We start from the raw sequence: 23,790 nt of genomic DNA, 5'->3' as shown, positions 1-23,790 counted from the left end.
CGGCGGTTGGCGCGAACGGTTTGGCCTGACCCGGCGACGCGATGAACCCACCCCGCCGCTCGGGCTTTATATTTACGGCGAAGTCGGGCGTGGCAAATCAATGTTGATGGATCTGTTTTATGAAACCATCGACATTGAAAAAAAGCGTCGCGTTCATTTCCATGATTTCATGCAGGACGTGCATGAACGCATGCACCGTTATCGTCAGACCAAGAAAAAAGACGATGCCGATCCGATCCCGCCAATTGCCAAGGACCTTGCCGAAGACGCATGGTTGCTGTGCTTTGACGAGATGCAGGTCACAGACATTACCGATGCCATGATCCTTGGCCGCCTGTTCGAACAGCTGTTTGATCATGGGGTGGTGATTGTGACGACATCAAACCGCGTGCCCGATGACCTGTACAAGGATGGCCTGCAACGCCAGAACTTTCTCCCCTTCATTGACATGATCAAGCAGAAGCTCGACGTGCTGGAACTGGCAAGCCCGACCGATTATCGCATGCGCAATCTGACCGCTGCCGAAGTCTTCCTGTACCCGACCACGCCTGAGGAAGCATCCCCGCGCATTACCGAGATGTTTGCCACCCTGACCGAAGGCGCGCGCGTCGCCCCGGACAGTCTGAGCATCAAGGGCCGCAAGATCGAAATCGCCGCAGCGGGTGCCGGGGTTGCTAAATTCAGCTTTGAAGAACTCTGTACCCGACCACTGGGACCGGGGGACTACATCGCGCTGGCGACGCATTTCCATACAATCGTGATTGAATTCATCCCCAAACTGCCCGACTCACGCCGGGACTGGGCAAAGCGGTTCGGCACACTGGTTGATGCGATGTATGAGCATAAAACCAAGCTGATCTGTGCGATTGAATGCGACCCTGCCGAGATCTACACCGATGGCGACTATTCGTTCGAATTCCAGCGCACGGTGTCGCGCATGACCGAGATGCGCAGTCAGGAATATCTCGATATGGCGCATCTGACCTGATGGTGAAGGTCGGGGAATGGCTATTTCCGATCAATCGGCGGGAATTGCCGCTTTCGAAGATGGATGGGAAGTCAAAGACTGACCCATGCGCAACGACTCCGATACGGCGATTTTGAATCCGCCGCAATTATTCGCCATATGGGTGCTTATCTTCACTTGAATCTTGCGTTTAACGCAGGGGAAACGCTCATTCACGCAAAATCCGTCATATTAGAAGTTTTCTCGCCCCCGAGCGGATCGCATGGCTGATAGCTGTTTTGCGCATTGCTGCGTTGGTGTAATCCGGTTCATACGCCCGAATTCGCAGCAAAGGCGCAGACTGCCTTTCATTTAGGCAGGCCTCAATCGTAAACCAGCTTTGGTTTTGCTGGACATTTGCCTGTCTTCGCAGTTGCAGCGTGAATGGTTTTTAAGCGTTTAGACGTTAGTTGCAATAAACCCCGAAGCGGCGGTTTTCCTCGTAAAAACAGTGGGGTTTCCCCTTGTCATTCGTGGCGATTCAGTTTACGACACTCGATGTTTACGAACGATTATTTCGCGTTCGCAGGTTTAAATTTTCAATAGCGCTCCCAAGTTGAGTTTCGACCCCCAGGAAGCGCAATAGGGAAGAAGGTAACGGAATGGCCCGCAACAAGATCGCGCTCGTCGGCGCCGGCAATATTGGTGGCACGCTTGCTCACCTCGTCGGCCTGAAAGAGCTTGGCGACGTCGTCCTTTTCGACATCGTTGATGGCATGCCACAGGGCAAGTCGCTTGACATTGCTGAATCCTCCCCCGTCGACATGTTTGATGCCGACCTCAAGGGTACCAGTGACTACAAAGACATCGCAGGCGCGGATGTCGTCATCGTCACCGCTGGTGTTGCTCGCAAGCCGGGCATGAGCCGCGATGATCTGATTGGTATCAACACCAAAGTCATGACCCAGGTTGGTCAGGGCATCAAGGAACATGCTCCTGACGCTTTCGTCATCGTCATTACCAACCCGCTTGATGCGATGGTCTGGGTAATGCAGCAGGCAACCGGCTTCGATCCGAAGAAAGTTGTCGGCATGGCAGGCGTTCTGGACTCCGCACGTTTCCGTTACTTCCTTGCAGAAGAATTCGACGTCTCGGTCAAAGACGTTACCGCCTTTGTCCTTGGCGGCCACGGCGACACCATGGTCCCGTCCATCCGCTATTCGACCGTTGCCGGTATCCCGGTTCCGGATCTGATCAAAATGGGCTGGACCACGCAGGAAAAAATCGACCAGATCGTTCAGCGCACCCGTGACGGTGGCGCAGAGATCGTCGGCCTGCTGAAAAACGGTTCTGCTTTCTACGCCCCGGCTGCTTCGGCAATCTCGATGGCGGAAAGCTACCTCAAAGACCAGAAGCGCGTCATGCCGGTTGCTGCTTACCTGAGCGGTGAATACGGTGTTGACGGTCTTTATGTTGGTGTCCCGGTTGTTCTGGGTGCCAACGGTGTAGAACGCATCGTCGAGATCAATCTTGACGAGTCCGAAAAGGCAAACTTCGATAATTCCGTGAATGCAGTTCGCGGCCTTGTCGATGCTGCCAAGGGCATGCTCTAAAGAACGCGGAACGGGCTGGTCATCGACCGGCCCGTTTTTCAATCATTGTTGTTTTTCAAACTTCAATGATCGCGGGCCTCTTAACAAAGTCCCTCCCGCTCGTTAAGGGACATTGAAATCCAGATTTCTGACCCACCGGAAATCGTACGGAAGGCAAGAAAGCGACCGAACATGAATATTCATGAGTACCAAGCGAAAGAAATTCTTCGCAAATACGGTGTGACCGTGCCGAACGGCAAGGTTGCATATACCGCTCAGGAAGCCATCGAAGCTGCCCAGTCCCAGGCTGGCCCGGTTTACGTGGTAAAATCCCAGATCCATGCAGGTGGCCGCGGTAAAGGCACCTTCAAGGAAGCCAAAGCAGGTGACAAAGGCGGCGTTCGCGTCGTCAAGAGCCCGGAAGAAGTCGGCGAAAACGCTGAACAGATGCTCGGCTCCACCCTGGTCACCCACCAGACCGGCCCGGACGGCAAAGAAGTCAAACGCGTTTATATCGAAGAAGGCTGCGACATCGCACGCGAACTGTATCTGTCGGTTCTCGTTGATCGCGCATCTTCGCGTGTGATCTTCATGGCGTCGACCGAAGGCGGCATGGACATCGAAGAAGTTGCCGAAGCAACCCCGGAAAAGATCGTCACCGTTGACATCGATCCGGCTGCTGGCTTCTCGGGCTTCCACGGTCGCAAGCTGGCATTTGCCCTTGGCCTCGAAGGCAAGCAGGTTTCCAAAGCTGTCAAATTCATGTCGGCAATGTACCAGTGCTTCCTCGACACCGACGCAGCCATGGTTGAAATCAACCCGCTCGTTGTGACCGGCGAAGGCGACATCATCGCGCTTGATTGCAAAATGAACTTCGACGACAACGCCCTGTTCCGCCATGCGGACATCGAAGAGCTGCGTGACGAAGACGAAGAAAACCCGGCCGAACTCGAAGCTGCAAAACACAGCCTCAACTACATCAAGCTCGATGGCACCATCGGCTGCATGGTCAACGGCGCAGGCCTTGCCATGGCAACCATGGACATCATCAAGCTGTATGGTGGCGAACCGGCTAACTTCCTTGACGTTGGTGGCGGCGCGACCAAAGAACGTGTGACCACTGCTTTCAAACTGATCCTGTCGGATCCGAATGTTGAAGGCATCCTGGTCAACATCTTTGGCGGTATCATGCGTTGTGACGTGATTGCAGACGGCGTTGTGGCAGCAGCCCGCGAAGTCAGCCTGAACGTCCCGCTGGTCGTTCGCCTTGAAGGTACCAATGTCGAACTTGGCAAGAAGATCCTCGAAGAATCGGGTCTGCCGATTGTCTCGGCTGACAACCTTGCCGATGCCGCCGAGAAGGTGGTCAAAGCTGTGAAGGAGGCCGCGTAACTATGGCTGTTCTCGTCGATAAAAACACCAAAGTTATCTGCCAGGGTTTCACTGGTTCGCAGGGCACGTTCCACAGCGAACAGGCACTGGCATACGGCACCAAGATGGTTGGCGGTGTAACCCCGGGCAAAGGCGGCTCCAAGCACCTTGACCTGCCGGTTTTCAACACTGTTGACGAAGCGGTTCACGCGACCGGCGCGAATGCCTCGGTCATCTATGTTCCGCCGCCCTTCGCAGCAGACGCAATCCTTGAAGCCATCGACGCCAAAGTCGAGCTGGCTGTCTGCATCACCGAAGGTATTCCGGTTGCTGACATGGTCCGCGTCAAGCGCGCGCTCGACGGTTCGTCGACCCGCCTGATCGGCCCGAACTGCCCGGGTATCATTACCCCGGACGAATGCAAGATCGGCATCATGCCGGGTCACATTCACCGCCGCGGTAAAATCGGTATCGTTTCACGTTCCGGTACGCTCACCTACGAAGCAGTTGCACAGACCACGGCCGCTGGCCTGGGTCAGTCGACCTGTATCGGTATCGGTGGTGACCCGGTCAACGGCACCAACTTCATCGACTGCCTCGACCTGTTCCTGAAGGATCCGGAAACCGAAGGCATCATCATGATCGGTGAAATCGGTGGTTCGGCAGAAGAAGAAGCATGTGAATTCCTGCAGGCTTCCTCGGTCAAGAAACCGGTTGCTGGCTTCATCGCCGGTGTAACCGCACCTCCGGGTAAACGCATGGGCCATGCCGGTGCGATCATCTCCGGTGGTAAAGGTACCGCGGATGCCAAAATGGAAGCCATGCGCAGCGCTGGCGTTCTTGTTGCCGATTCCCCGGCAAGCCTCGGCTCGACCATGCTGAAGGCTTTGAAGGGCTAATCTGGGTAGTCAGAGGAAAGGCAAGGGGGGGCGTGGTCCTTCTTGGGGACCATGCCTTCCAAGACCACAAATGAAACCTCAAGATCTCGACACGATTCTGAACGAGTCGAACGCAACCTACATCGCTGAACTTTACGCCCGGTATCTGGAAAGCCCGTCTGCGGTTGACCAGAGCTGGGCTGAGTTTTTTGACGGGTTGCAGGACGACGCCTCCGAACTCCTCGCAGAAATGCGTGGGCCGAGCTGGCAGCCACGGGAAACCAAGGTTGTTGGCGGCATGGAGGGATACGACGTCTCACAGGGGCACGCCGAACGCCCGGCTCCGATGGCGGGCTACGCACCGGCACCCCACGCAGCACCCACGGCAGGTCAGGTAAATTCCGACGCCATCCGTGCTGCAGCCAATGATTCCATTCGCGCGCTGATGCTGATCCGCTCCTTCCGGGTACGCGGCCATCTTGAAGCGAATCTGGATCCGCTGGGCCTTGCGCCGCGTGAACCGCATCCGGAACTTGATCCGAAAACCTATGGCTTTACCGAAGCCGACATGGATCGTCCGATCTTCATTGCCAATGTTCTTGGCCTTGAAACCGCGACCATCCGTCAGATCGTCTCGCTGGCACGCAAGACCTATTGCGGATCGATCGGCATCGAGTTCATGCACATTCAGGAACCGGAACAGAAATCCTGGATTCAGCAGCGTATCGAAAGCATCGGCAACCAGACGCAGTTCACCACCCGTGGCAAGGAAGCAATCCTTGAGCGCCTGATCGAAGCCGAAGGTTTCGAAAACTATCTTCACACCAAATATGTCGGTACCAAGCGTTTCGGTATTGATGGTGGCGAAGCCCTGATGCCGGCACTTGAACAGATCCTTAAACGCGGTAGCCAGCTTGGCATCCGCGAGGTTGTGTTCGGCATGCCGCACCGTGGCCGTCTGAACGTTCTTGCCAACGTCATGAGCAAGCCGTTCCAGGCGATCTTCTCGGAATTCATGGGCAACCCGTCCAAACCGGACGACGTGATGGGCTCTGGTGACGTTAAGTATCACCTTGGCACCTCCGCCGACCGTGAATTTGACGGTAATGTTGTTCACCTGTCGCTGACGGCAAACCCGTCGCACCTTGAAGCAGTGAACACGGTTGTTCTTGGTAAGGTCCGCGCCAAGCAGGCCCAGCGCAAAGACACCAATCGCGAGCAGGTTATGGGTATCCTCCTGCACGGTGATGCGGCCTTTGCCGGTCAGGGTCTTGTGGCGGAAACCTTCGATCTGTCGCACCTCAAGGGGTACCGTACCGGTGGTACGATCCACTTTGTGGTCAACAACCAGATCGGTTTCACGACCAAGCCGACCGATTCCCGTTCTTCGCCGTATTGCTCGGACATTGCCAAAGTCGTTCAGGCCCCGATCCTGCACGTCAATGGTGACGATCCCGAAGCTGTCGTTCACGCTGCGCGCATCGCGACCGAATTCCGTCAGGAGTTCAAGCAGGACGTTGTGATCGACATGTTCTGCTATCGCCGCTTTGGCCACAACGAAAGCGACGAGCCGGCATTCACCCAGCCCAAGATGTATGACGTGATCGGCAAACACCCGACCACCAAGGACATCTATGCACAACAGCTGGTCAAGGAAGGTCTTCTGAGCGAAGAACGCATCAAGGAACTGGACAAGTCGTTCCAGGATTACCTTGATGAAGAGTTCAAGGCGTCCGAAAACTACCGTCCGAACAAGGCTGACTGGCTTGAGGGCAAATGGTCGGGTCTGGCATCCTCGCATGGCGAAGATGCTGACTGGATCGGCCAGACGGGTGTTGAAGAAAACCTTCTTCAGGAAGTTGGTCGCGCCCTTTCAACCCCGCCGAGTGACTTTGACATCAACCGCAAGATCCTTCGTCAGCTGAAGGCCAAGGCGAAGATGTTTGAAACCGGCGAAGGCATTGATTGGGCCACAGCAGAAGCTTTGGCCTTCGGGACCCTGATGTGCGAAGGCACACCGGTGCGTCTGTCGGGTCAGGACTGCCAGCGCGGTACCTTCTCGCAGCGTCATGCCAAACTGATCGATCAGACCAACGAGGCAAAATACACCCCGCTCAATAACATCCGTACCGGTCAGGCCGAGCTTGAGGTTCTCAACTCGCCACTGTCCGAAGCTGGTGTTCTTGGCTTTGAATACGGCATCACCCTTGCAGAACCGCATTCGCTGGTTCTCTGGGAAGCTCAGTTCGGTGATTTTGCCAACGGTGCACAGGTCATTATTGACCAGTTCATCAGCTCGGGCGAAGCCAAATGGCTGCGTATGTCCGGTCTGGTGATGCTGTTGCCGCACGGTTACGAAGGCCAGGGTCCGGAACACAGTTCCGCGCGTCTGGAACGTTACCTGCAGCTTTGTGGTGAAAACAACATGCAGGTGGCGAACTGCACGACGCCGGCAAACTATTACCACATCCTGCGCCGTCAGATCCGTCGTTCGTTCCGTAAGCCACTGATCCTGATGACGCCGAAATCGCTTCTGCGTCACAAACAGTGTGTGTCGAACCTGTCCGACTTTGCATCAGGAACCAAATTCCTGACGGTGATCGGCGAAACCGGCAAGCTGGTGGACGACAAAAAGGTCAAGCGCGTCGTTCTGTCGTCGGGCAAGGTCTATTATGATCTGCTTGCCGAACGCGAAAACCGTGGCATCGAAGATGTTGCGCTTGTGCGTGTTGAACAGCTTTATCCGTGGCCGGAACAAGAACTGGCTGCTGAACTGGCCAAATACCCGAATGCTGATGTCGTCTGGTGTCAGGAAGAATCAGAGAACATGGGTTCCTGGTACTTTGTTGATCGCCGGATCGAGGCAACGCTTGCCAGCATCAAGCACAAGACGGGTCGTCCTGTTTATGTCGGTCGCGCAGCATCTGCTTCGCCGGCGACGGGCCTTCTGAAGGCTCACCTGCGTGAGCAGGCCGAATTGGTCGACAAGGCACTGAGCGTCTAACACTTTCATCGAACGGGCGAGAAATCGCCCGTTCGATCCGTTCATTTAGAATTCATTCGTATCTTGGCAGACCCACACTGCCTGATTGAAAAAACGGTCGAGGAAAAAATGGCGACTGAAGTTAAAGTTCCCGCACTGGGCGAGTCTGTTACCGAAGCCACGGTGGCCAAATGGTACAAAAAAGTCGGCGAAGCTGTTGCTGCCGATGAACCGATTGTCGAACTTGAAACCGACAAGGTCACCGTCGAAGTCAACGCCCCGGTCGCGGGTGCGATCGCCGAACTGGTTGTTGAAGAAGGCGACGAAGTTGAAGTTGGCGCACTGATCGCGCACATCGACGAAGGTGCCGAAGGCTCCGCCGAAGCACCGGCTGAAGAAAAATCCGAAGCCAAGGCAGAAGAAGCCCCGGCTGCGAAAAAAGCCGAGAAAAAAGAAGAGCCGAAAGCAGCCCCGGCTGCCGCATCGGCAGAAGCAGCCACCACCAACAGCGATCATCCGCTGGCACCGGCGGTTCGCAAACTCGTCGAAGACAAGAACCTTGACCCGTCGAAAATCCCGGCAACGGGCAAAGACGGCCGCCTGACCAAGGGCGACGTTCTGAACTTCCTTGAAGGTGGCGGATCGGCGTCCCGCGCTGCAGCACCGGCACCGAGCGCACCGGCGGCTCCGAAACCGGAACGCGAACTGCGTGACGGCGAAGAGCGCGTCAAGATGTCCAAGCTGCGCCAGACCATCGCGCGCCGCCTGAAAGAAGCCCAGAACACTGCGGCCATGCTGACCACTTATAACGAAGTGGACATGACCAACCTTCTGGCTTGCCGTAACAAGTACAAGGACGGGTTCGAGAAGAAACACGGTGTGAAGCTTGGCTTCATGTCCTTCTTCATCAAGGCCTGCACCACGGCGCTGAAAGAATGGCCGGCTGTTAACGCCGAGATCGACGGCAACAGCTTCATCTACAAGAACTACTGCGATATCGGCGTTGCCGTTGGTACCCCGCAGGGTCTGGTCGTTCCGGTTATCCGTTCGGCAGAGGAAAAAACCTTTGCTGATCTGGAAAGCACCATTGTCGATTTCGGCAAGCGTGCCCGTGACGGCAAACTTGGCATGGATGAAATGACCGGCGGTTCCTTCACCATCTCGAACGGTGGTGTCTTTGGCTCGCTGCTGTCATCGCCGATCCTGAATGCACCGCAGTCCGGTATTCTTGGCATGCACAAGACCCAGATGCGCCCGGTCGCAATCGACGGCAAAGTCGAAATTCGCCCGATGATGTATCTCGCGCTTTCCTATGACCACCGTATCATTGACGGCCGCGAAGCCGTTTCCTTCCTGGTACGCGTCAAGGAATGCATCGAGAACCCGGAACGCATTCTGCTCGACATCTGATCAGACAAAAGGATCAAAGAACTCATGAGTGAGAACTACGACGTTGTCGTGATCGGTGGCGGTCCTGGCGGTTACGTATGCGCCATCCGCGCCGCACAGCTTGGCCTTAAGGTTGCCTGCGTTGAGAAACGCGGCACACTTGGCGGCACCTGCCTCAATATTGGCTGCATTCCGTCCAAGGCCCTGCTGCATTCCTCGCACCTGTTCGAAGAAGCGACCGAGCATTTCGATACCCACGGCATCGAAGTCTCCAAGCCGAAGGTCAACATCGAAAAGATGATGGCGCGCAAGGACAAGGTCGTTGACAGCAATGTCAAGGGCATCGAATTCCTGTTCAAAAAGAACAAGATTACCTATGTCAAAGGTGCTGGCGAAATCACCTCGCCGACCTCGGTCAAGGTTGCCCTTCTTGATGGTGGCGAAGAAACCCTGAATGCCAAGAACATCGTCATCGCGACGGGTTCGGAAGTTACCCCGCTGCCGGGTGTCGAGATCGACGAAGAGAAAATCGTCTCCTCGACCGGCGCCCTGGTTCTTCCGAAAGTGCCGAAGAAGATGGTCGTGATTGGCGCTGGCGTGATCGGTCTGGAGCTTGGTTCCGTGTGGCGCCGTCTGGGTGCCGAAGTTACCGTTGTTGAATATCTTGACCGTATTCTGCCGGGCATGGATGGCGATCTGGTCAAGCAGACCCAGCGCATCTTCGCCAAGCAGGGCCTTGAATTCAAACTCGGCCACAAGGTTACCGGTGCCAAAACCACCAAGTCCGGCGTGACCCTGACTGTTGAACCGTCCAAGGGCGGCGATGCAGAGGAACTCAAAGCCGACGTGGTTCTGGTGGCCATCGGTCGCCGTCCCTACACCAATGGCCTTGGCCTGGATAATGTCGGTGTTGAACTTGACGACCGTGGTCGTGTCAAAACCGACGAACACTTCCAGACCAATGTTGGCGGCATCTTTGCGATTGGCGATACCATCGTTGGTCCGATGCTGGCCCACAAGGCCGAGGAAGATGGCGTTGCCCTGGCAGAAATGCTTGCCGGCGAAGAAGGCCATGTCGATTACGGCAAGGTCCCGGGTGTTGTTTACACTTGGCCGGAAGTTGCCGCTGTTGGCAAAACCGAAGAGCAGCTGAAGGAAGAAGGCGCAGACTACAAAGTCGGCAAATTCCCCTTCACCGCAAACGGTCGCGCCAAGGCAATGGAAAGCACCGAAGGCTTTGTCAAAATCATCGAAGACAAGAAAACGCACCGTGTTGTCGGCGCGCATATTGTCGGCCCGGCTGCGGGCGATCTGATTGCCGAAGTGGTTCTGGCGATGGAATACGGCGCGTCTGCCGAAGACATCGCACGCACCTGCCATGCCCACCCTGCCCTTGGCGAGTCCGTCAAGGAAGCAGCGCTGGACGCGGACAAACGCGCGATCCACATGTAATCGATCAGTTTCCTGATCTGCAAAAGGCCGCCTCGACTGAGGCGGCCTTTTTGTTTTGTGGTGACGGCATGAGACCGCTAAGCCTTTCAGTTCTATCTGGTTTGCGTAATTGTCGGACTTTTGGCAGGTGACGCTGGGCACGATTGCAGATTAGTATGACAAATCCTGTTTACTGGCCCGGAGAACGAAAATGGTGCTGTCTGTTGGCGTGGTTGCCCACGACCGTCGCAAACGCGAAATGGCTGACTGGCTTGAAAAACACAAGGATGTGTTTGCCAATATGCGCATCTTTGCCACCGGCACCACCGGGCGGGTTTTGCAGGAACGCTTCACCGAACTCGATGTCCAGCCGCTTAAAAGCGGCCCGTTTGGCGGCGATCAGCAATTGGGTTCGATGATTGCGCACGGCGAATTGCAGGCCATGTTCTTTTTCACCGACCCGATGACACCCCAGCCGCACGATGTTGATGTCCGTGCCCTGATCCGGCTGGCCAACATGTATGAAGTGCCGATCGCGTGCAATCAAAGCACGGCGGACCTTTTGATCAGCAATCCCAGGTTCGAGGAAATCTGCGAACAATATCGCGATCATTCCCCGGAACAGGTCTTTGCCGATTACAGCAACCGACAGGTCTAGTCGCCAAACAGCACGGCCAGAGATTCTCGCCACCGGAGCGCCCCACCCACCATGCAGCTCGCTTATGATGTCATCGCCGCGATCTTTCCGATCTTTGCCGCCATTCTGGTCGGCGCGGCGCTGAAACGATATCTGATCAAGGCGGCAGATATCTGGGCCGGGATCGACCGGCTGACCTATTATCTGTTGTTGCCATCGCTTCTGATCGTCGAGATTTACCGTGCAGATTTTTCCAGTGGCGATGCCGGGACTGCGGTTGGCGTTACCTTGGCCGCAACGCTTGGTTTATCAGCTGCGCTGCTTTTGCTGCGACCGCTGATTACGCGTGACACGCCGCTTTTCACATCAATCTTTCAGGGGTCGGTTCGCTACAACAGCTATGTCTTGCTCGCCGTTGCCGATGCGCTTTACGGGGCAGCGGGGCTTGCCCTTGCCATCATCTTTGTTGCGGTAATGGTGATTGCCACCAACATGCTTGGTGTGGTTGTCCTAAGCGCGTTCAGCAGCGGGAAAAGCAACCTTAAGCGCATCATGGGCGGGATTGTCAAAAACCCGATCATTATTGCCGCCGGAGCCGGTGCGATCCTGAATGTGAGTAATATTCACGTTCCACTGCCCATCGAAAATACGGCTGCCCTGTTCAAGACCGCAGCCCTGCCGCTGAGCCTGCTTTCGGTCGGGGCCGGGCTTCGCTTTATCATGGACAAAAAGGCGCTTGGCGCGATTGCGCTTTCGACCACCATCAAGCTTGCAGTGCTGCCGGTTATTACCGGTGTCTGCCTGTACCTTGCTGGTGTCGAGGGCATGGTTCTGGCGATGGGGGTTCTGTATGCCGGGATGCCGTGTGCGGGCAATGCCTATATCCTGGCGCGCCAACTCAATGGCGATGCCGAGGCGATGGCATCGATCATCACGCTGGAAACCTTACTCTCCGCCTTCAGCGTCGCTATCATCGCCGGTGTATTGAGCATCAATTGAGCTTGCATGCGCGGCGTAGTCGCCGTCATAGCCGCAGGCTTCGAGCCCCGGACGCATCAATTCGGGGGGCGGTGCGTCAACAATTACCGGATCACGGTCAGCATGGAACGGCACGACAATCTGACGCGATAGCAGCATCAGGGTCGGTGGCGCGCCAAAGATCGGCGGCTCATCACCACGGCCATAGAACGGATCGCCAATCACTGGATGTCCGATATGATCAAGATGCACACGCAGCTGGTGTGTCCGCCCGGTATGGGGGACAAGCTCAAGCCAGGTGATATCATTACCATCTGCGTCCTTGCCACGGCCCAGCACGGTGTATTCGGTTTTTGACGGCTGCCCATCCTCGTGGACCAGCATGGTCCAGCCGCTTTCATCATTGACCTTGCCAATCGGCGCATCAATGAAACCATGATCCTCTTCCATCGCGCCATGCACCACCGCCCAATAAGTTTTGCCGATTTTCTTTTCGGTGAACAGGCGGGTGATCTTTTTCGATGATTTCGGGTGACGGCACAGCAACAGGCAGCCGGCAGTATCGCGGTCGAGCCGATGCGCCAGCGTCGGTTCGGGCTGAATGCCAAACTTCAGATCGGGCAGATAGGCATCAACGTGAAAATAGGTCTTTGGCCCGCCATGCGATGCCAGTCCCGGCGGCTTGTTCAGCACAATGATGTTGGAATCGCGGTGCAGGACATGCGCAATCAGGTCTTCTGCAATCGGATGGAGCATGGCGTGGCCTTTCATTTCGGGGCGGGCCCGTTGAGCCCCTGCTTACCCCATCGAACGATAGCGGGCAATGATCATGATGTTTGATCCGCAGATCAGTGCAATCCGTAACAAGAAGCACGCATATCTTTTGCAACCCGGATTTGGTCATGATCATGAAGACATATAGCGCAACTCCGGTAACATCCCTGCTTGGCGGATGCACCCTTGTGGGCGGCATTGTTGTTTCTTTGACTGCGTTTGCAGCCAACGCGCAAACCGCAACGCAAGGCGATAACGCGCCCATAGAGCAAGCAAGACTGTCTCAGGCCTTCGAAGGTACTGATACCTGCCGCAAATTTGATCCGATCCAGCGGTATGGTAACGAGCTTCGTTTTCAGATCCGGCGCAACGACGCCCCGGTCGGAAGCCACGTTGTCCAGTTCAATCAGGGCCGCGATGGACTGCAGGTGGTTGCACAAAGTAACATCGATATCAGCTTTTTGGGCTTTAACGCCTATAGCTTTGCCTATCGGTCCGAAAGCCTGTGGCAAAATAACCAACTGGCTGTGCTGTCTGTGCGGGTTGATGACGATGGTGACCAAACAGAAGTTGTCGCCAAGGCTGATGATCAGGGAACACTTGTCGTCAATGGGCCGGATGGTGAGCGGGCTTTGCCAAGGGACATTTTCCCAACCGATCACTGGCATTGCGGCGTACTGGACAGCAATGCGGTCCTTAACACCATCACCGGCAAAGCAAACACAGTTGATATCCGCGCAAACGAGACTGAAATGCTGCGCACAACGGACGGAACGTTGCGGGCGACAAGGTTCACCTATGACGGCGAACTTGAAACCACCGCATGGTATGATGCTGATGGCCGTTGGGTCGGTCTGGCGTTCGATGCGCGTGATGGATCGAAAATCACCTATCGCTGTATGAGTTGCGCGACACAAACCGCGCAAAAGGATGAGGAATGAGCAAGAACTTCCAGACCATCTGGATTATCGGAGCATCGTCGGGTATCGGCGCGGCAGTGGCCCGCAAATTCCATGAAAACCCGACATCCCCGGACCAGAAAATCATCATTTCGGCACGAAATGCTGACAAACTGAACGAACTTGCGACAGAAATGCCCGATTTAACCCCGGTAGCACTCGATATCACCGATCCAAATGCGGTTAATGCCGCCTTTGGCACGGTTGAAGACAAGTTTGGCCTGCCCGATCTGGTGATTTTGGCTGCTGGTATCTATTCACCAATGAAGTTAAGCGCATTTTCGGCCGAAACCATCCGAAGCCATGTCGAGACCAACTATGTCGGTATCGTCAATTGCCTTGAGCCGCTTTTGGCCAAGATGCGGGCACGCAAATCCGGCGAGATTGCCGTAATGGCATCGGTCGCGGGCTATCGCGGCCTGCCCAATGCATCGGCCTATGGCCCGACAAAGGCCGCTTTGATCAACTTGTGTGAATCACTCCATACTGAACTTAGCGGTAGTGGTGTGTTGCTGCGTGTGATCAATCCGGGTTTTGTTAAAACGCGACTGACCGACAAAAACGATTTTGAGATGCCCTATTTGCTTGAACCGGAACAAGCAGCGGATTTCATCTATCGCGGACTAAGCGGCAGTGACAAATTCGAGATTGCCTTCCCACCGCCCTTCGTGCGGCAATTGAAGCTGACCCGAATTTTGCCCTATCCACTTTTCTTCAAACTGATGCGCAAACTGATCCGAGCATGAACGAAATCTCCGACAACAAACGCCAGTTGCTGGCGGCATATGCAGACTATTACGCGACCCTGTCGCTCGAAACGATCGATCAGCTAAACGGTCTGGTGACAGAGGATTTCGTGTTTTGCGATCCGTTCACCACGGTGCAGGGACCAAAGAATGTCTGTGCCTATCTGGCAAAGGCCTTTACCGATGCGGATCATCCGCGATTTGTGGTCACCCATCGCGCGATTGACGGTGATCGCGGTTTTTTGCGTTGGCAATTCAGTGCGCGGGTAAAGGTTATTGGTGATTGGGAATTCACCGGCATGTCGGAAGTCACCTTTAACCAGGACGGTTCGCGCCTGACATCGCATTTTGACCATTGGGATTCCGGTCAAAACTTTTATGCCAAGATTCCCGTGCTGCGCTGGTTCATTCAGCGGCTTGCACGACGGGTTGCTCCTTCGTAAAGAACAGCGTCACTTCGCCGATCTCAAAGCCCCACTTTTTCACGCGTGCCCGGTTAACCAACACACCGTCTGGCTGCAGGAACATCCAGTCATTGAAACCGACGCGCCAGGCGCCATCACCGACCTTGAGATCCATGTCATAGGACCAGTTCAGCGCATTGCCATACTGGCTGCCAATCGCGGTCCCGACAATGTCATCAGCGCGCCCTTCATAGGAGTGCTCACCGGTTTTGGTGATCTCCCACACACGGCGGTCTGTTTCGCCATCGTCATAGATAAAATCTTCTTCAAGTGTCAAAACACCGTCCTCGACCGTTCCCGTTATTTCAACGGTGAACTGACGGCGCAGCGTCCCGAACCGGTCTTCGAAAATTCCCCAAGCCCGGCTGTTGCCTTCGAAGTAATCAAACACATCGAAGCGGGGTTCCTTTTGCGCAAAATCCTGCGGTTTCATTGACCCACATCCGACTAAAAGCACCAAAAAACACAGCGCCAAGGTATTTCGCAGCATCGATTTTCTCCTGTCCTGACATCCCAAGATCAAACGGTGCGGCGTGAAAGGCGCCGACGAATGGCAACCTGATGCGTGCTGTCCAATGGAAAACGCCACATCATCCCGATTGCTCCTGCTTTCAGTACGATGGGGATTACGGCATAGATCAAAACCAGCACAACCAATGCGCCGGTTTTTTCATCCCCGCCCTCGGTCAGGCCAAAGGCCCCCAATATCGGAAGCGCAATCCCGGCCGCCAGGGCCATGGCAAGCTTGTTGGTCATGTTCCAAAGGGCAAACAAAAGGGCGGTGCGCCGTACCCCAAACCGGTATCGATCCCAATCATCCACATCGGCCTGAATGGCAGGCGGCAGGGCAAGATCCGCCCCCAATGCCGCGCCGGTGACAAGGCATATGACGGCAAAAGCGCCAAAATCACCGGCATCCAGAAGCGGGACAAAGACAAAGGCAATGATCGCCATCACCATGGCCAGACACCACACACGATGCTTGCCAATCCGGCCTGCCATGAACACCCAAAGCGGAATGGCGATGATGGCAGCCGCGAAATAAAGCAGGATCAGGATATTCTCGCTATCCTGACCCAGCTCAAGGTAATAGCGGACAAAAAGCGGAAAGCAGACCGCCGGCAAGCCAGCCGCCAGTCCATTGATCATCCATGCCGCCAGCAGGCGCATGAACAGGCGATTGTCGCGCAGGCTGCGGATGCCAAGGCGCAAAGTGACCAGAAGGTTGCCTGATCCCATTCCCGCTGCGCTTGATTTTGTGCGTTTATGCTGCGCTACCGGATCGGGCACCTGCCAGATCAAAAGAGCCACGAAGACAGCCCCCAACGTCAGCGTCACGATGGCCAGGGTTTGAATTTCGGCGGCCCGATCTGGCGCGTTAATCAGAACCGGAATGGCACCCGCCAGCACAATCCCGATCAGCCCCGCACCTTCGCGCAGGGCCGTCAGAGATGTGCGTTTTTTATAATCGCCTGAAAGATCCGCCCCCCAGGCAAGGTAAGGCACCTGAAACATCGTCCAGCCGAGAAACAGCACACTGGCCCAGATAAGAAGATAAAGCGCACTTGGCTGTGCTGGCGGGCTGAACAAATACCAAAGCCCAATCCCGGCAATCACCGCCCCAAGCCCGGTCCACAGCTTGCGATTGCCCGTTTTGTCTGACAACCAGCCGACCACCGGGTCGGTCAGCATATCGATCACACGCACCAGCAACAGGACAATGCCGGTCACCGCCAAACCAAGGCCAAGGTCATCGCCATAGTAACTGGGCAACAACACATAGGCCGGGATGGTTGGCACGGCGGCCGCCATCGCCGGAAGCGCGTAGAAAACGGACGTTCGGGTGGGGTATTCAGACGGACGCATTTTCGCGATGTTCGATCACAAAGAGGCCAACATCAATCGAGCCCTGATCAAACCCGGTTTCGCAATAGGCAAGGTAGTATTCCCACATGCGCTTGAAGCGCATGTCAAAGCCCTGTTTTGTAATACCATCCCAGGCATGCTGGAAACTGCGCTGCCATTCGGCCAGAGTCCGGGCATAGGATTTGCCGAAAAATTCCGAATGCCGCAGATCAAGCCCGGCTCTGCTGACCGCTGCTGACAATGCGGTCGGGGATGGCAACATCCCACCCGGGAAAATGTAGCGCTGAATGAAATCCGCCCCGCGACGATAGGTTTCAAAGCGGTCATCATCAATCGTGATGATCTGCAGAACGGCCTTGCCGCCCGGCTTCAGACGCTTGCGGATCATGTCGAAATAGGTCGGCCAATGTTCTTCGCCGACGGCCTCGAACATCTCGATCGAGACGATCTTGTCGTACTGGCCTTCTTCGTGACGATAGTCGCGCAGAACGATATCAGTCCGGTCATGCAGTCCCTGCAGCAACAGGCGTTCCCGTGCATAGGCATGCTGTTCGTTCGAAAGGGTCAAACCGGTGACGTTGCAGCGATACTTGCCCGCAGCCAGTTCGGCGAAACCGCCCCAGCCGCATCCGACCTCAAGGACCTTTTCACCCGGACTGAGATCAGCCAATTCACAAATGCGTTCGTACTTGGCCGATTGGGCCGCATCAAGTGACATGTCTGGTGATTGATACAAGCCCGAGGAGTAAGTCATGCTGGGGTCAAGCCATGCACGATAGAAAGCGTTGCCAAGATCATAGTGGTAGGCAATGTTGCGCTTTGATCCTTCGAGCGTATTGGCATTGCGCAGATGTCCGATCCGCGCAACCGTACGGGCCAGAAACCCGGCAGCCAGACGGGCGCGCACGATGGTTTCATTGCGCATGGCAAAGTGCATCAGATGGGTCAGATCAGGGCTGCTCCAACTGCCATCCATATAGGCCTCGGCAAAGGCAACGTCACCACCGGTGGCGAGTTTGCGGATCGCCTGCCAGTCATGGATGTGGATGGCAGCCCGCAGGTCGGTTTCCTGATCACCTGTGAAATGCAGGGTGTCGTCGTCGGGCAGGACAATGGTCAAACGTCCGTAATGCAAATGCGCCAAAACCCGCTTGAGCATGGCTTTCAAAAGGCTGCGGCTGCCCGTTACGCTGCCCAGCATCGGCAAGATGCGGTCACGCAGCGGAAGCGCGTCGGCGGATGCATTACGATTGCGGTTTGGCATTGTTTTTATCTCTTTCCTGCTTGGGCCGCTGCTGTCCCGGTTTCCAGCACATAGGTTACCGCCTGCTTTGGCGGTGCTGGTCGTTTGTGGAACGTCATACCCTTGCGCCAAAGATGGAGTGCTTCCCAATGGATGCCTGCGACGACCTTTAACGTCATAAGCGGGTAACGAATGAACGCTCCTAGAAGTTTACGGTCGGAAAGCTCGGTTCGATCACCGACAAAGGCCGCATTCAGAAATGCGCCTTTGTCGTCGGTTTCACGAATGGCGACCGCAACGTTTTGATCGGGCATCCGAATACGGAAATGATAATCTGCAACCATGTCGATAAACGGCGAGACATAAAACCCTTTCGCACAGGACTGGCGCAGCACGTTGTTGTCATCAAGTGAACCATCGGCCACCGGAATCAGATAACTGTGTCGATCCCCGAAGGTATTTGAGACTTCATACAGAACAGCGCCAACCGATCCGTCCGCCCGATGGCAGAAATAGACCGACAGCGGATTGAAAACAAAACCAAGCAAACGCGGGTAGCACAGCAACAGGATTTTGTGCGCGCAATCAGCCAACCCGTGATCGCTGAGTATTGCCTCCAACCGGGTGCGCAAATCGGCGGGACCGCCATCGGCATGATCACGATCATGGAATGAAAACAGGTTAAAGCGGTTGCGACTGAACAGTTTCAGCTTTGCTGCAAGACCATCGATTTCATCAAGATCAAGCAAGAAGGAAAACACCCGATAGCGCAGCTTGTGCTCTTTTGGGCGCAGTCGATGATGCGTGACCACGCCTTCAAACAGGGCAGATGCCGGTTTTATCGGAGAAGGGCTGTTCATGCGGCCTCGCTCGATCGCGGGCGCGCAGTATCGCCCACATGGATGCGGCCACTTTCATTTTCGACATTCCACGGACGACGCACATTGCCAAGCGCCTCGGCCACGGCAAGGCCAGACTGAATGCCGTCTTCATGGAAGCCATAGCCAAAGTAACTGCCGCAATACCAGATGTTATCGACACCCTGTATCGACCAGAGTTCCTTTTGTGCTGCCATCGCCCCGGCATCAAATAGCGGATGATCATATAAAAACGATCTGATCACGCTGCCCTCTTCGGGGTGACGCGGCGGGTTCAGGGTCACAAACAGGGGGTTGTTCTGATCAAGATGCTGAAGACGGTTCATCCAATAGGTGACACAGACTTTTTGTTCGCCGTCATGATCTTCGGCAAGGTAGTTCCAGCTTGACCAAACCTTGTGGTTCTTTGGCATCAGGCTGGCATCATTGTGCAGGATCGCAAGGTTGCGTTCATATTTAAAGGCCGACAGCAATTCCGAAACACGGGCATCAGGCGCTTCCTGCAAGGCCAGCGCCTGATCACCATGACATGCCAGCACGACGTGATCAAATTCTTCGCGCTTGCCATAGCGGTCCTCGACAAAGGCCTTGCCAGACGGCGTTTTGCCGACCTTGGAAATGGCACGATCCAGAACCACACCACCGGAAATACCAGCTGTCATCCGCTTTACATACTCACGCGATCCGCCAACCACAGTGCGCCATTGCGGGCGGTCCTTGATCTGCAAAAGCCCGTGATTCTGACAAAACCGCACGAATGCTGCCAAGGGATAAGCCATCATGGTATCGACTGGCGTGGACCAGATGGCAGCCCCCATCGGCAGCAGGTGATCATTGATAAAGGATTTGGAATACCGCTTGTCGCGCAGGTAGTCCCCCAGGCTGATATGCTCGGCCGTGCCGTCTTCAAGGGCGGCGGGCGCTTCGCGGTAAAAGCGCAGGATATCGCGCACCATCTTCCAGAAGCGCGGCCGGAACAGATTGCGTTTTTGCGCAAACAGGGCGGAAAGATCACCGCCACCATATTCCAGCCCGCCCTCATCCATGGAGGCGGCAAACGACATATCTGTTGCCGTCGTTTCGACGTTGAGGTGATCAAATAGCGCACACAGGTTTGGGTAGCATCGCGTGTTGTAAACAATGAAACCTGTATCGACGGGGGTTTGGCCCGCATCGACCGTATTGGAATGACCGCCCGGGCGGTCATCTTTTTCGTAAAGCGTTACATTGTGCGATTGGCTGAGCAGCCAGGCCGCCGACAGGCCGGATATACCGGACCCGACCACAGCGATATTGAGTTTCCCCGAGGTGACAATGTTCATATCGGCCCGGCCTGCTTGCAGTTAAAGTGTTAATCTACATATGAGTACGCATGGCGAAACCATGCAGATCACTGTGAATTATTTGTGCGGCACGATTGTAAGTATCTGGTCGAAAACATACATTTTTATGTGATCCAAACAAATGCGGCCGGCGTAGGAAGTGCATGATGAACACGATCCTGGCGCGGCCCCAAAGGGGACCTGAAACCAAAATGAGCGGCACCACATCACGACGCACCGGACCAGCAGATCCGGTCGAGGCAAAAAGATGTGCCGATTGGATTGTTTCCGTCGCAGCGTCACGCGACCGGGAAGCATTTGCGCAACTGTTTGCGCACTTTGCCCCACGCGTGAAGGCCTACATGTTCCGGTTTGGCGGCAATTCCGAAACCGCCGAGGAAATGGCACAGGAAGCAATGATGCAGGTCTGGCGCAAGGCGCACCTGTTTGACCCTTCAAAGGCAGCGGCCAGTACGTGGATATTTACCATCGCCAGGAACCTTCGCATTGACCGGTTCCGGCAACGCAAACATATCGAGGTTGATGATTCCGACCCGACTTTGATTGTCGACGAAGACCCGCTGGCAGACGATGTTGTAAATCGTGACCAAGAGGCCGTCCTTGTCAAAGCCGCGATGGCGGAATTACCAGCCGATCAGAAGGTGGTCGTAGAATTGTCGTTTTTCGAAGATTGCTCACACAGCGAAATTGCAGAGCGTCTGGATATCCCGCTAGGGACTGTGAAGTCGCGATTGCGGCTTGCGCTTGGCAAGCTGCGTGGCGGACTGGAAGGTGTCGCATGAACATCAAGCATCATCCAACCGATCAGACACTGATGGACTATGCCAGTGGTACCCTGTCGCAAGCGATGGAACTGCTGGTCGCAACCCACATGACCGTGTGCCCACACTGCCGTGACAAGGTCGATGGCTTTGAAACCATGGGCGGTGCGGCACTGGAAACCACGAACAGCATGGCAATGGCAGATCATTCTCTTGATCACGTCATGGCGATGCTTGAACGTGAAACGGCCAACGAAAACATCGTGACACAGGAACTGCCATCACTGCGCCGGGTCGCGGTCGGCGAAAGTATCACGGGCAGCGCCATGAGCGCACTTCCCCGTCCGCTTGCCGATTTGCTGCCAGACGACGTGATGTCGCTTGAAGACATCCCCTGGAAGACGCTGGCACCCGGTGTGAAGCATTTCCAGCTGAAATCAATCGAAAGCAAGGGCACCGTGCGCCTGATGAAGATCGCACCGGGTGTGTCGATCCCCGATCACGGGCATCATGGCCATGAAATGACGCTGCTGATCAAGGGATCTTACATCGATGAAATCGGCCGTTTCCGGGCGGGTGATGTTGCTGACCTTGATGATGATGTCGATCATCAACCGATTGCCGATACGGCAGAGGAATGCATCTGCCTGATCGCAACCGACGCCCCGATGAAGTTCAATCGCCTGTTGCCTAAATTACTACAGCCATTCTTTGGCATCTGATACCTCCTCCCCAAGCGTCCCAACGCACTAAGGCCCCGTCGGCATCGCGCCTTCGGGGCCTTTTTCTATGCGGCGGCAACCAGCCAGCGCATCTGATGGTTTGCAGGTCCGGGCAGCTTGCAAGTTTTCGCAAGCCAGTCACCGATTTCGCCAAGCTGATGGTCAAATTGCCAGGGCGGATTAACAACCAGAAGCCCCGTCCCGCGCATGCGTCCCTTTGCCCCACCCTGATCGGTGGCAAGCTCAGCGCATAGCACACCGCCCGATGCCCTGATCGCGCCAAATGAAGCACGAAGCTCGGCATCAAATCCGTCTTCGAGGATCGGGTACCACAACATGAAGGTCGCCGTTGGCCATTTCTCCCAGGCTTCGCGCACGGCTTTGGCGGCCTTTTGATAATCCTGTTTCACATCATAGCTTGGGTCCATCAGAACCAGTCCACGCCGAATGGCCGGTGGCATCATGCCGACCACACCTTCATAGCCATCGCGTTTGTGCAGATGAATGCGGCTGTCACGCTTGACCCGATGATGCAGCGTTTCATGTTCGCGCGGATGCAGTTCCATCAGGATCAATTCATCATCATCGCGCAACATATCGCGCACAATAAATGGTGATCCGGGATAAAAGGGTCCGTGATAGTCATCGCCTTCGCGCACGCCATAATCGCGGCCCTTTGCCAAAGGATCAAAGCCCGCGACGTAGGTTAAGAATTGCTGCAGCATTTCGGGCGCCTTGGCGGCTTCCTTGGCGCGCGCATAACCATCTTTCCACTCGCCGGTTTTGGCGGCCTGTTCACTGCCAAGATCATACCAGCCCGACCCAGCATGGGTATCAATCACGCAGAACGGCTTTTTCTTTTTGCGCAAGTGTTCAAGGATCAGCCAAAGGGCAGCATGCTTGTGCATGTCGGCAAAATTCCCGGCGTGAAAGCCGTGCAGGTAACTGAGCATTGCGGCTTATCCTTTCTTCGGGCGCGAACGGTGGCGCGCCGGTTTTGAGCGATCCGGTGTGCGTTTACCAGTACCCGAAACATTGTGCGCAGGATCGCCCGGCGCATTGCGTTGGCGCGCCGATTTATATCCCCCCTTGCGTCGGACTTTGCCGGGTTTTGCACCATCATGCTTGTCAGTGGCTTTGCTGTCGGCATTGGGCGCACTGGTAATATCAGGCAACTGATTGCGGCGCGGCGGCTTGGCCGATCCGGGGGATAGCTTGCGATGGGTGGCGGGCGGTGCATCAACCTCGATCACCTTCCATTCACCAGGAGCCAAACCATCCAGCGTCCAGTCCCCGATGGCATGCCGGATCAGACGCAAGGTCGGGAAGCCAACCGCTGCCGTCATGCGACGCACCTGCCGGTTCTTGCCCTCGGTGATCGTCAGTTCGATCCAGCTTGTCGGTATGGCCTTGCGATAGCGCACCGGTGGATCGCGTTCCCAAAGCCCGTCCGGTTCATCAATGCGCCGGGCCTTGGCAGGCAGGGTCATACCGTCTTTAAGCTCAACCCCAGCCCGCAGGGCTTCAAGCGCCTCATCGGTGGGTTCGCCGTCAACCTGCACCAGATAGGTTTTGGGTTTCTTGAATTTCGGATGGGCGATCTGGGCATTGAGCGGCCCGTTATCGGTCAGAAGCAACAAACCCTCGCTGTCGCGATCAAGACGCCCTGCAGCATAGACACCGGGCAGATCGATATAGTCAGCCAAGGTCGCCCGACCATTTTCACGGTCGGTGAACTGCGTCAAAACGCCATAGGGTTTGTTAAACAGGATCAGTTGCGCCATGGCGCGCATAAAACCAGCTTTGACGAGGCTGTCAACTCAGTTCAG

At 55.6% G+C, this 23,790-nt stretch carries 22 protein-coding genes; 14 read left to right on the top strand and 8 right to left on the bottom strand.

All coding sequences use genetic code 11. The annotated features are described in order from the left end of the window. The 9 genes from zapE to AUQ43_RS01630 all read left to right on the top strand — a co-directional run. Window positions 1-988, top strand: a 988-nt coding sequence (gene zapE, locus AUQ43_RS01670) for a cell division protein ZapE (protein WP_062953898.1), incomplete at its 5' end; no start/stop codon positions are given. 620 nt (window positions 989-1,608) lie between these two features. After that, complete coding sequence (gene mdh / locus AUQ43_RS01665; protein WP_062953897.1) at window positions 1,609-2,559, top strand: malate dehydrogenase; 951 nt, start codon at window positions 1,609-1,611, stop codon at window positions 2,557-2,559. Between the two features lie 141 nt (window positions 2,560-2,700). Then, window positions 2,701-3,930, top strand: a complete 1,230-nt coding sequence (gene sucC, locus AUQ43_RS01660; protein ID WP_255356084.1) for an ADP-forming succinate--CoA ligase subunit beta — start codon at window positions 2,701-2,703, stop codon at window positions 3,928-3,930. A gap of 2 nt (window positions 3,931-3,932) precedes the next feature. Then, on the top strand, window positions 3,933-4,808 hold the full coding sequence (gene sucD / locus AUQ43_RS01655; protein WP_062953895.1) for a succinate--CoA ligase subunit alpha: 876 nt from the start codon (window positions 3,933-3,935) through the stop codon (window positions 4,806-4,808). 70 nt (window positions 4,809-4,878) lie between these two features. Then, on the top strand, window positions 4,879-7,791 hold the full coding sequence (locus tag AUQ43_RS01650) for a 2-oxoglutarate dehydrogenase E1 component (protein WP_062953894.1): 2,913 nt from the start codon (window positions 4,879-4,881) through the stop codon (window positions 7,789-7,791). A 108-nt stretch (window positions 7,792-7,899) separates the two neighbouring features. Beyond that, the gene (odhB, locus tag AUQ43_RS01645; protein WP_062953903.1) at window positions 7,900-9,180 is read left to right on the top strand and encodes a 2-oxoglutarate dehydrogenase complex dihydrolipoyllysine-residue succinyltransferase; all 1,281 of its coding nucleotides are present in this window, start codon (window positions 7,900-7,902) and stop codon (window positions 9,178-9,180) included. Window positions 9,181-9,204: 24 nt separating this feature from the next. Continuing rightward, window positions 9,205-10,611: a dihydrolipoyl dehydrogenase gene (gene lpdA, locus AUQ43_RS01640; RefSeq protein ID WP_062953893.1), complete on the top strand. Its 1,407-nt coding sequence runs from the start codon at window positions 9,205-9,207 to the stop codon at window positions 10,609-10,611. 190 nt (window positions 10,612-10,801) lie between these two features. Further along, on the top strand, window positions 10,802-11,248 hold the full coding sequence (locus AUQ43_RS01635) for a methylglyoxal synthase (protein ID WP_062953892.1): 447 nt from the start codon (window positions 10,802-10,804) through the stop codon (window positions 11,246-11,248). Window positions 11,249-11,299: 51 nt separating this feature from the next. Next, a complete protein-coding gene (locus AUQ43_RS01630) occupies window positions 11,300-12,226 on the top strand; it encodes an AEC family transporter (protein WP_062953891.1) in 927 nt (308 codons plus the stop codon). Here the strand turns inward: AUQ43_RS01630 and AUQ43_RS01625 are convergent. Beyond that, on the bottom strand, window positions 12,173-12,961 hold the full coding sequence (locus tag AUQ43_RS01625; RefSeq protein ID WP_232310553.1) for an RluA family pseudouridine synthase: 789 nt from the start codon (window positions 12,959-12,961) through the stop codon (window positions 12,173-12,175). The two genes, AUQ43_RS01630 and AUQ43_RS01625, sit on opposite strands and share 54 nt — an antisense overlap. Window positions 12,962-13,107: 146 nt before the next feature. On the opposite strand from AUQ43_RS01625, the gene AUQ43_RS01620 reads away from it, so the two are divergent. The 3 genes from AUQ43_RS01620 to AUQ43_RS01610 are packed head-to-tail and all read left to right on the top strand — an operon-like array spanning window position 13,108 to window position 15,127. Next, entirely contained in the window at window positions 13,108-13,920 is an 813-nt protein-coding gene (locus AUQ43_RS01620; RefSeq protein WP_232310552.1) for a DUF6134 family protein, read from the top strand. Further along, on the top strand, window positions 13,917-14,684 hold the full coding sequence (locus AUQ43_RS01615; RefSeq protein ID WP_062953888.1) for an SDR family oxidoreductase: 768 nt from the start codon (window positions 13,917-13,919) through the stop codon (window positions 14,682-14,684). Before AUQ43_RS01620 ends, AUQ43_RS01615 begins: the two co-directional genes overlap by 4 nt. Further along, window positions 14,681-15,127, top strand: a complete 447-nt coding sequence (locus tag AUQ43_RS01610) for a nuclear transport factor 2 family protein (RefSeq protein ID WP_062953887.1) — start codon at window positions 14,681-14,683, stop codon at window positions 15,125-15,127. The genes AUQ43_RS01615 and AUQ43_RS01610 overlap by 4 nt, the downstream gene beginning before the upstream one ends. On the opposite strand, the gene AUQ43_RS01605 is transcribed toward AUQ43_RS01610, so the two are convergent. The 5 genes from AUQ43_RS01605 to AUQ43_RS01585 all read right to left on the bottom strand — a co-directional run bounded on the left by AUQ43_RS01605 (window position 15,090) and on the right by AUQ43_RS01585 (window position 20,457). After that, entirely contained in the window at window positions 15,090-15,581 is a 492-nt protein-coding gene (locus tag AUQ43_RS01605) for a DUF3833 domain-containing protein (protein WP_062953886.1), read from the bottom strand. The genes AUQ43_RS01610 and AUQ43_RS01605 overlap by 38 nt on opposite strands. Window positions 15,582-15,667: 86 nt before the next feature. Next, on the bottom strand, window positions 15,668-17,014 hold the full coding sequence (locus AUQ43_RS01600; protein WP_062953885.1) for an MFS transporter: 1,347 nt from the start codon (window positions 17,012-17,014) through the stop codon (window positions 15,668-15,670). Then, the gene (locus tag AUQ43_RS01595; RefSeq protein WP_062953884.1) at window positions 17,001-18,278 is read right to left on the bottom strand and encodes a cyclopropane-fatty-acyl-phospholipid synthase family protein; all 1,278 of its coding nucleotides are present in this window, start codon (window positions 18,276-18,278) and stop codon (window positions 17,001-17,003) included. The genes AUQ43_RS01600 and AUQ43_RS01595 overlap by 14 nt, the downstream gene beginning before the upstream one ends. A gap of 5 nt (window positions 18,279-18,283) precedes the next feature. Next, entirely contained in the window at window positions 18,284-19,117 is an 834-nt protein-coding gene (locus AUQ43_RS01590; protein ID WP_062953883.1) for a DUF1365 domain-containing protein, read from the bottom strand. Next, window positions 19,114-20,457: an NAD(P)/FAD-dependent oxidoreductase gene (locus AUQ43_RS01585; protein ID WP_062953882.1), complete on the bottom strand. Its 1,344-nt coding sequence runs from the start codon at window positions 20,455-20,457 to the stop codon at window positions 19,114-19,116. Before AUQ43_RS01585 ends, AUQ43_RS01590 begins: the two co-directional genes overlap by 4 nt. A 212-nt stretch (window positions 20,458-20,669) precedes the next feature. On the opposite strand from AUQ43_RS01585, the gene AUQ43_RS01580 reads away from it, so the two are divergent. Next, the gene (locus tag AUQ43_RS01580) at window positions 20,670-21,260 is read left to right on the top strand and encodes a sigma-70 family RNA polymerase sigma factor (RefSeq protein WP_062953902.1); all 591 of its coding nucleotides are present in this window, start codon (window positions 20,670-20,672) and stop codon (window positions 21,258-21,260) included. Further along, a complete protein-coding gene (locus AUQ43_RS01575) occupies window positions 21,257-21,961 on the top strand; it encodes a ChrR family anti-sigma-E factor (protein WP_062953881.1) in 705 nt (234 codons plus the stop codon). Before AUQ43_RS01580 ends, AUQ43_RS01575 begins: the two co-directional genes overlap by 4 nt. Window positions 21,962-22,026: 65 nt before the next feature. On the opposite strand, the gene AUQ43_RS01570 is transcribed toward AUQ43_RS01575, so the two are convergent. Continuing rightward, the gene (locus AUQ43_RS01570; protein WP_062953880.1) at window positions 22,027-22,914 is read right to left on the bottom strand and encodes a 23S rRNA (adenine(2030)-N(6))-methyltransferase RlmJ; all 888 of its coding nucleotides are present in this window, start codon (window positions 22,912-22,914) and stop codon (window positions 22,027-22,029) included. Between the two features lie 6 nt (window positions 22,915-22,920). Then, entirely contained in the window at window positions 22,921-23,745 is an 825-nt protein-coding gene (locus tag AUQ43_RS01565; protein ID WP_232310551.1) for an rRNA large subunit pseudouridine synthase E, read from the bottom strand. Between the last annotated feature and the right edge of the window lie 45 nt (window positions 23,746-23,790).

The organism is Thalassospira sp. MCCC 1A01148 (assembly GCF_001613795.1).
Lineage (GTDB): Bacteria > Pseudomonadota > Alphaproteobacteria > Rhodospirillales > Thalassospiraceae > Thalassospira.
The sequence above is the reverse complement of the archived record's forward strand: the minus strand, read 5'-3'. Positions and strand labels throughout refer to the sequence as shown.

Bases quoted from the DNA above. Each gene is read 5' to 3' on its own strand.
- mdh (WP_062953897.1), top strand. From the start codon at position 1,609: ATGGCCCGCAACAAGATCGCGCTCGTCGGCGCCGGCAATATTGGTGGC.
- sucD (WP_062953895.1), top strand. From the start codon at position 3,933: ATGGCTGTTCTCGTCGATAAAAACACCAAAGTTATCTGCCAGGGTTTC.
- AUQ43_RS01650 (WP_062953894.1), top strand. From the start codon at position 4,879: ATGAAACCTCAAGATCTCGACACGATTCTGAACGAGTCGAACGCAACC.
- odhB (WP_062953903.1), top strand. From the start codon at position 7,900: ATGGCGACTGAAGTTAAAGTTCCCGCACTGGGCGAGTCTGTTACCGAA.
- lpdA (WP_062953893.1), top strand. From the start codon at position 9,205: ATGAGTGAGAACTACGACGTTGTCGTGATCGGTGGCGGTCCTGGCGGT.
- AUQ43_RS01635 (WP_062953892.1), top strand. From the start codon at position 10,802: ATGGTGCTGTCTGTTGGCGTGGTTGCCCACGACCGTCGCAAACGCGAA.
- AUQ43_RS01630 (WP_062953891.1), top strand. From the start codon at position 11,300: ATGCAGCTCGCTTATGATGTCATCGCCGCGATCTTTCCGATCTTTGCC.
- AUQ43_RS01625 (WP_232310553.1), bottom strand. From the start codon at position 12,961: ATGCTCCATCCGATTGCAGAAGACCTGATTGCGCATGTCCTGCACCGC.
- AUQ43_RS01620 (WP_232310552.1), top strand. From the start codon at position 13,108: ATGATCATGAAGACATATAGCGCAACTCCGGTAACATCCCTGCTTGGC.
- AUQ43_RS01615 (WP_062953888.1), top strand. From the start codon at position 13,917: ATGAGCAAGAACTTCCAGACCATCTGGATTATCGGAGCATCGTCGGGT.
- AUQ43_RS01610 (WP_062953887.1), top strand. From the start codon at position 14,681: ATGAACGAAATCTCCGACAACAAACGCCAGTTGCTGGCGGCATATGCA.
- AUQ43_RS01605 (WP_062953886.1), bottom strand. From the start codon at position 15,581: ATGAAACCGCAGGATTTTGCGCAAAAGGAACCCCGCTTCGATGTGTTT.
- AUQ43_RS01600 (WP_062953885.1), bottom strand. From the start codon at position 17,014: ATGCGTCCGTCTGAATACCCCACCCGAACGTCCGTTTTCTACGCGCTT.
- AUQ43_RS01595 (WP_062953884.1), bottom strand. From the start codon at position 18,278: ATGCCAAACCGCAATCGTAATGCATCCGCCGACGCGCTTCCGCTGCGT.
- AUQ43_RS01590 (WP_062953883.1), bottom strand. From the start codon at position 19,117: ATGAACAGCCCTTCTCCGATAAAACCGGCATCTGCCCTGTTTGAAGGC.
- AUQ43_RS01585 (WP_062953882.1), bottom strand. From the start codon at position 20,457: ATGAACATTGTCACCTCGGGGAAACTCAATATCGCTGTGGTCGGGTCC.
- AUQ43_RS01580 (WP_062953902.1), top strand. From the start codon at position 20,670: ATGAGCGGCACCACATCACGACGCACCGGACCAGCAGATCCGGTCGAG.
- AUQ43_RS01575 (WP_062953881.1), top strand. From the start codon at position 21,257: ATGAACATCAAGCATCATCCAACCGATCAGACACTGATGGACTATGCC.
- AUQ43_RS01570 (WP_062953880.1), bottom strand. From the start codon at position 22,914: ATGCTCAGTTACCTGCACGGCTTTCACGCCGGGAATTTTGCCGACATG.
- AUQ43_RS01565 (WP_232310551.1), bottom strand. From the start codon at position 23,745: ATGGCGCAACTGATCCTGTTTAACAAACCCTATGGCGTTTTGACGCAG.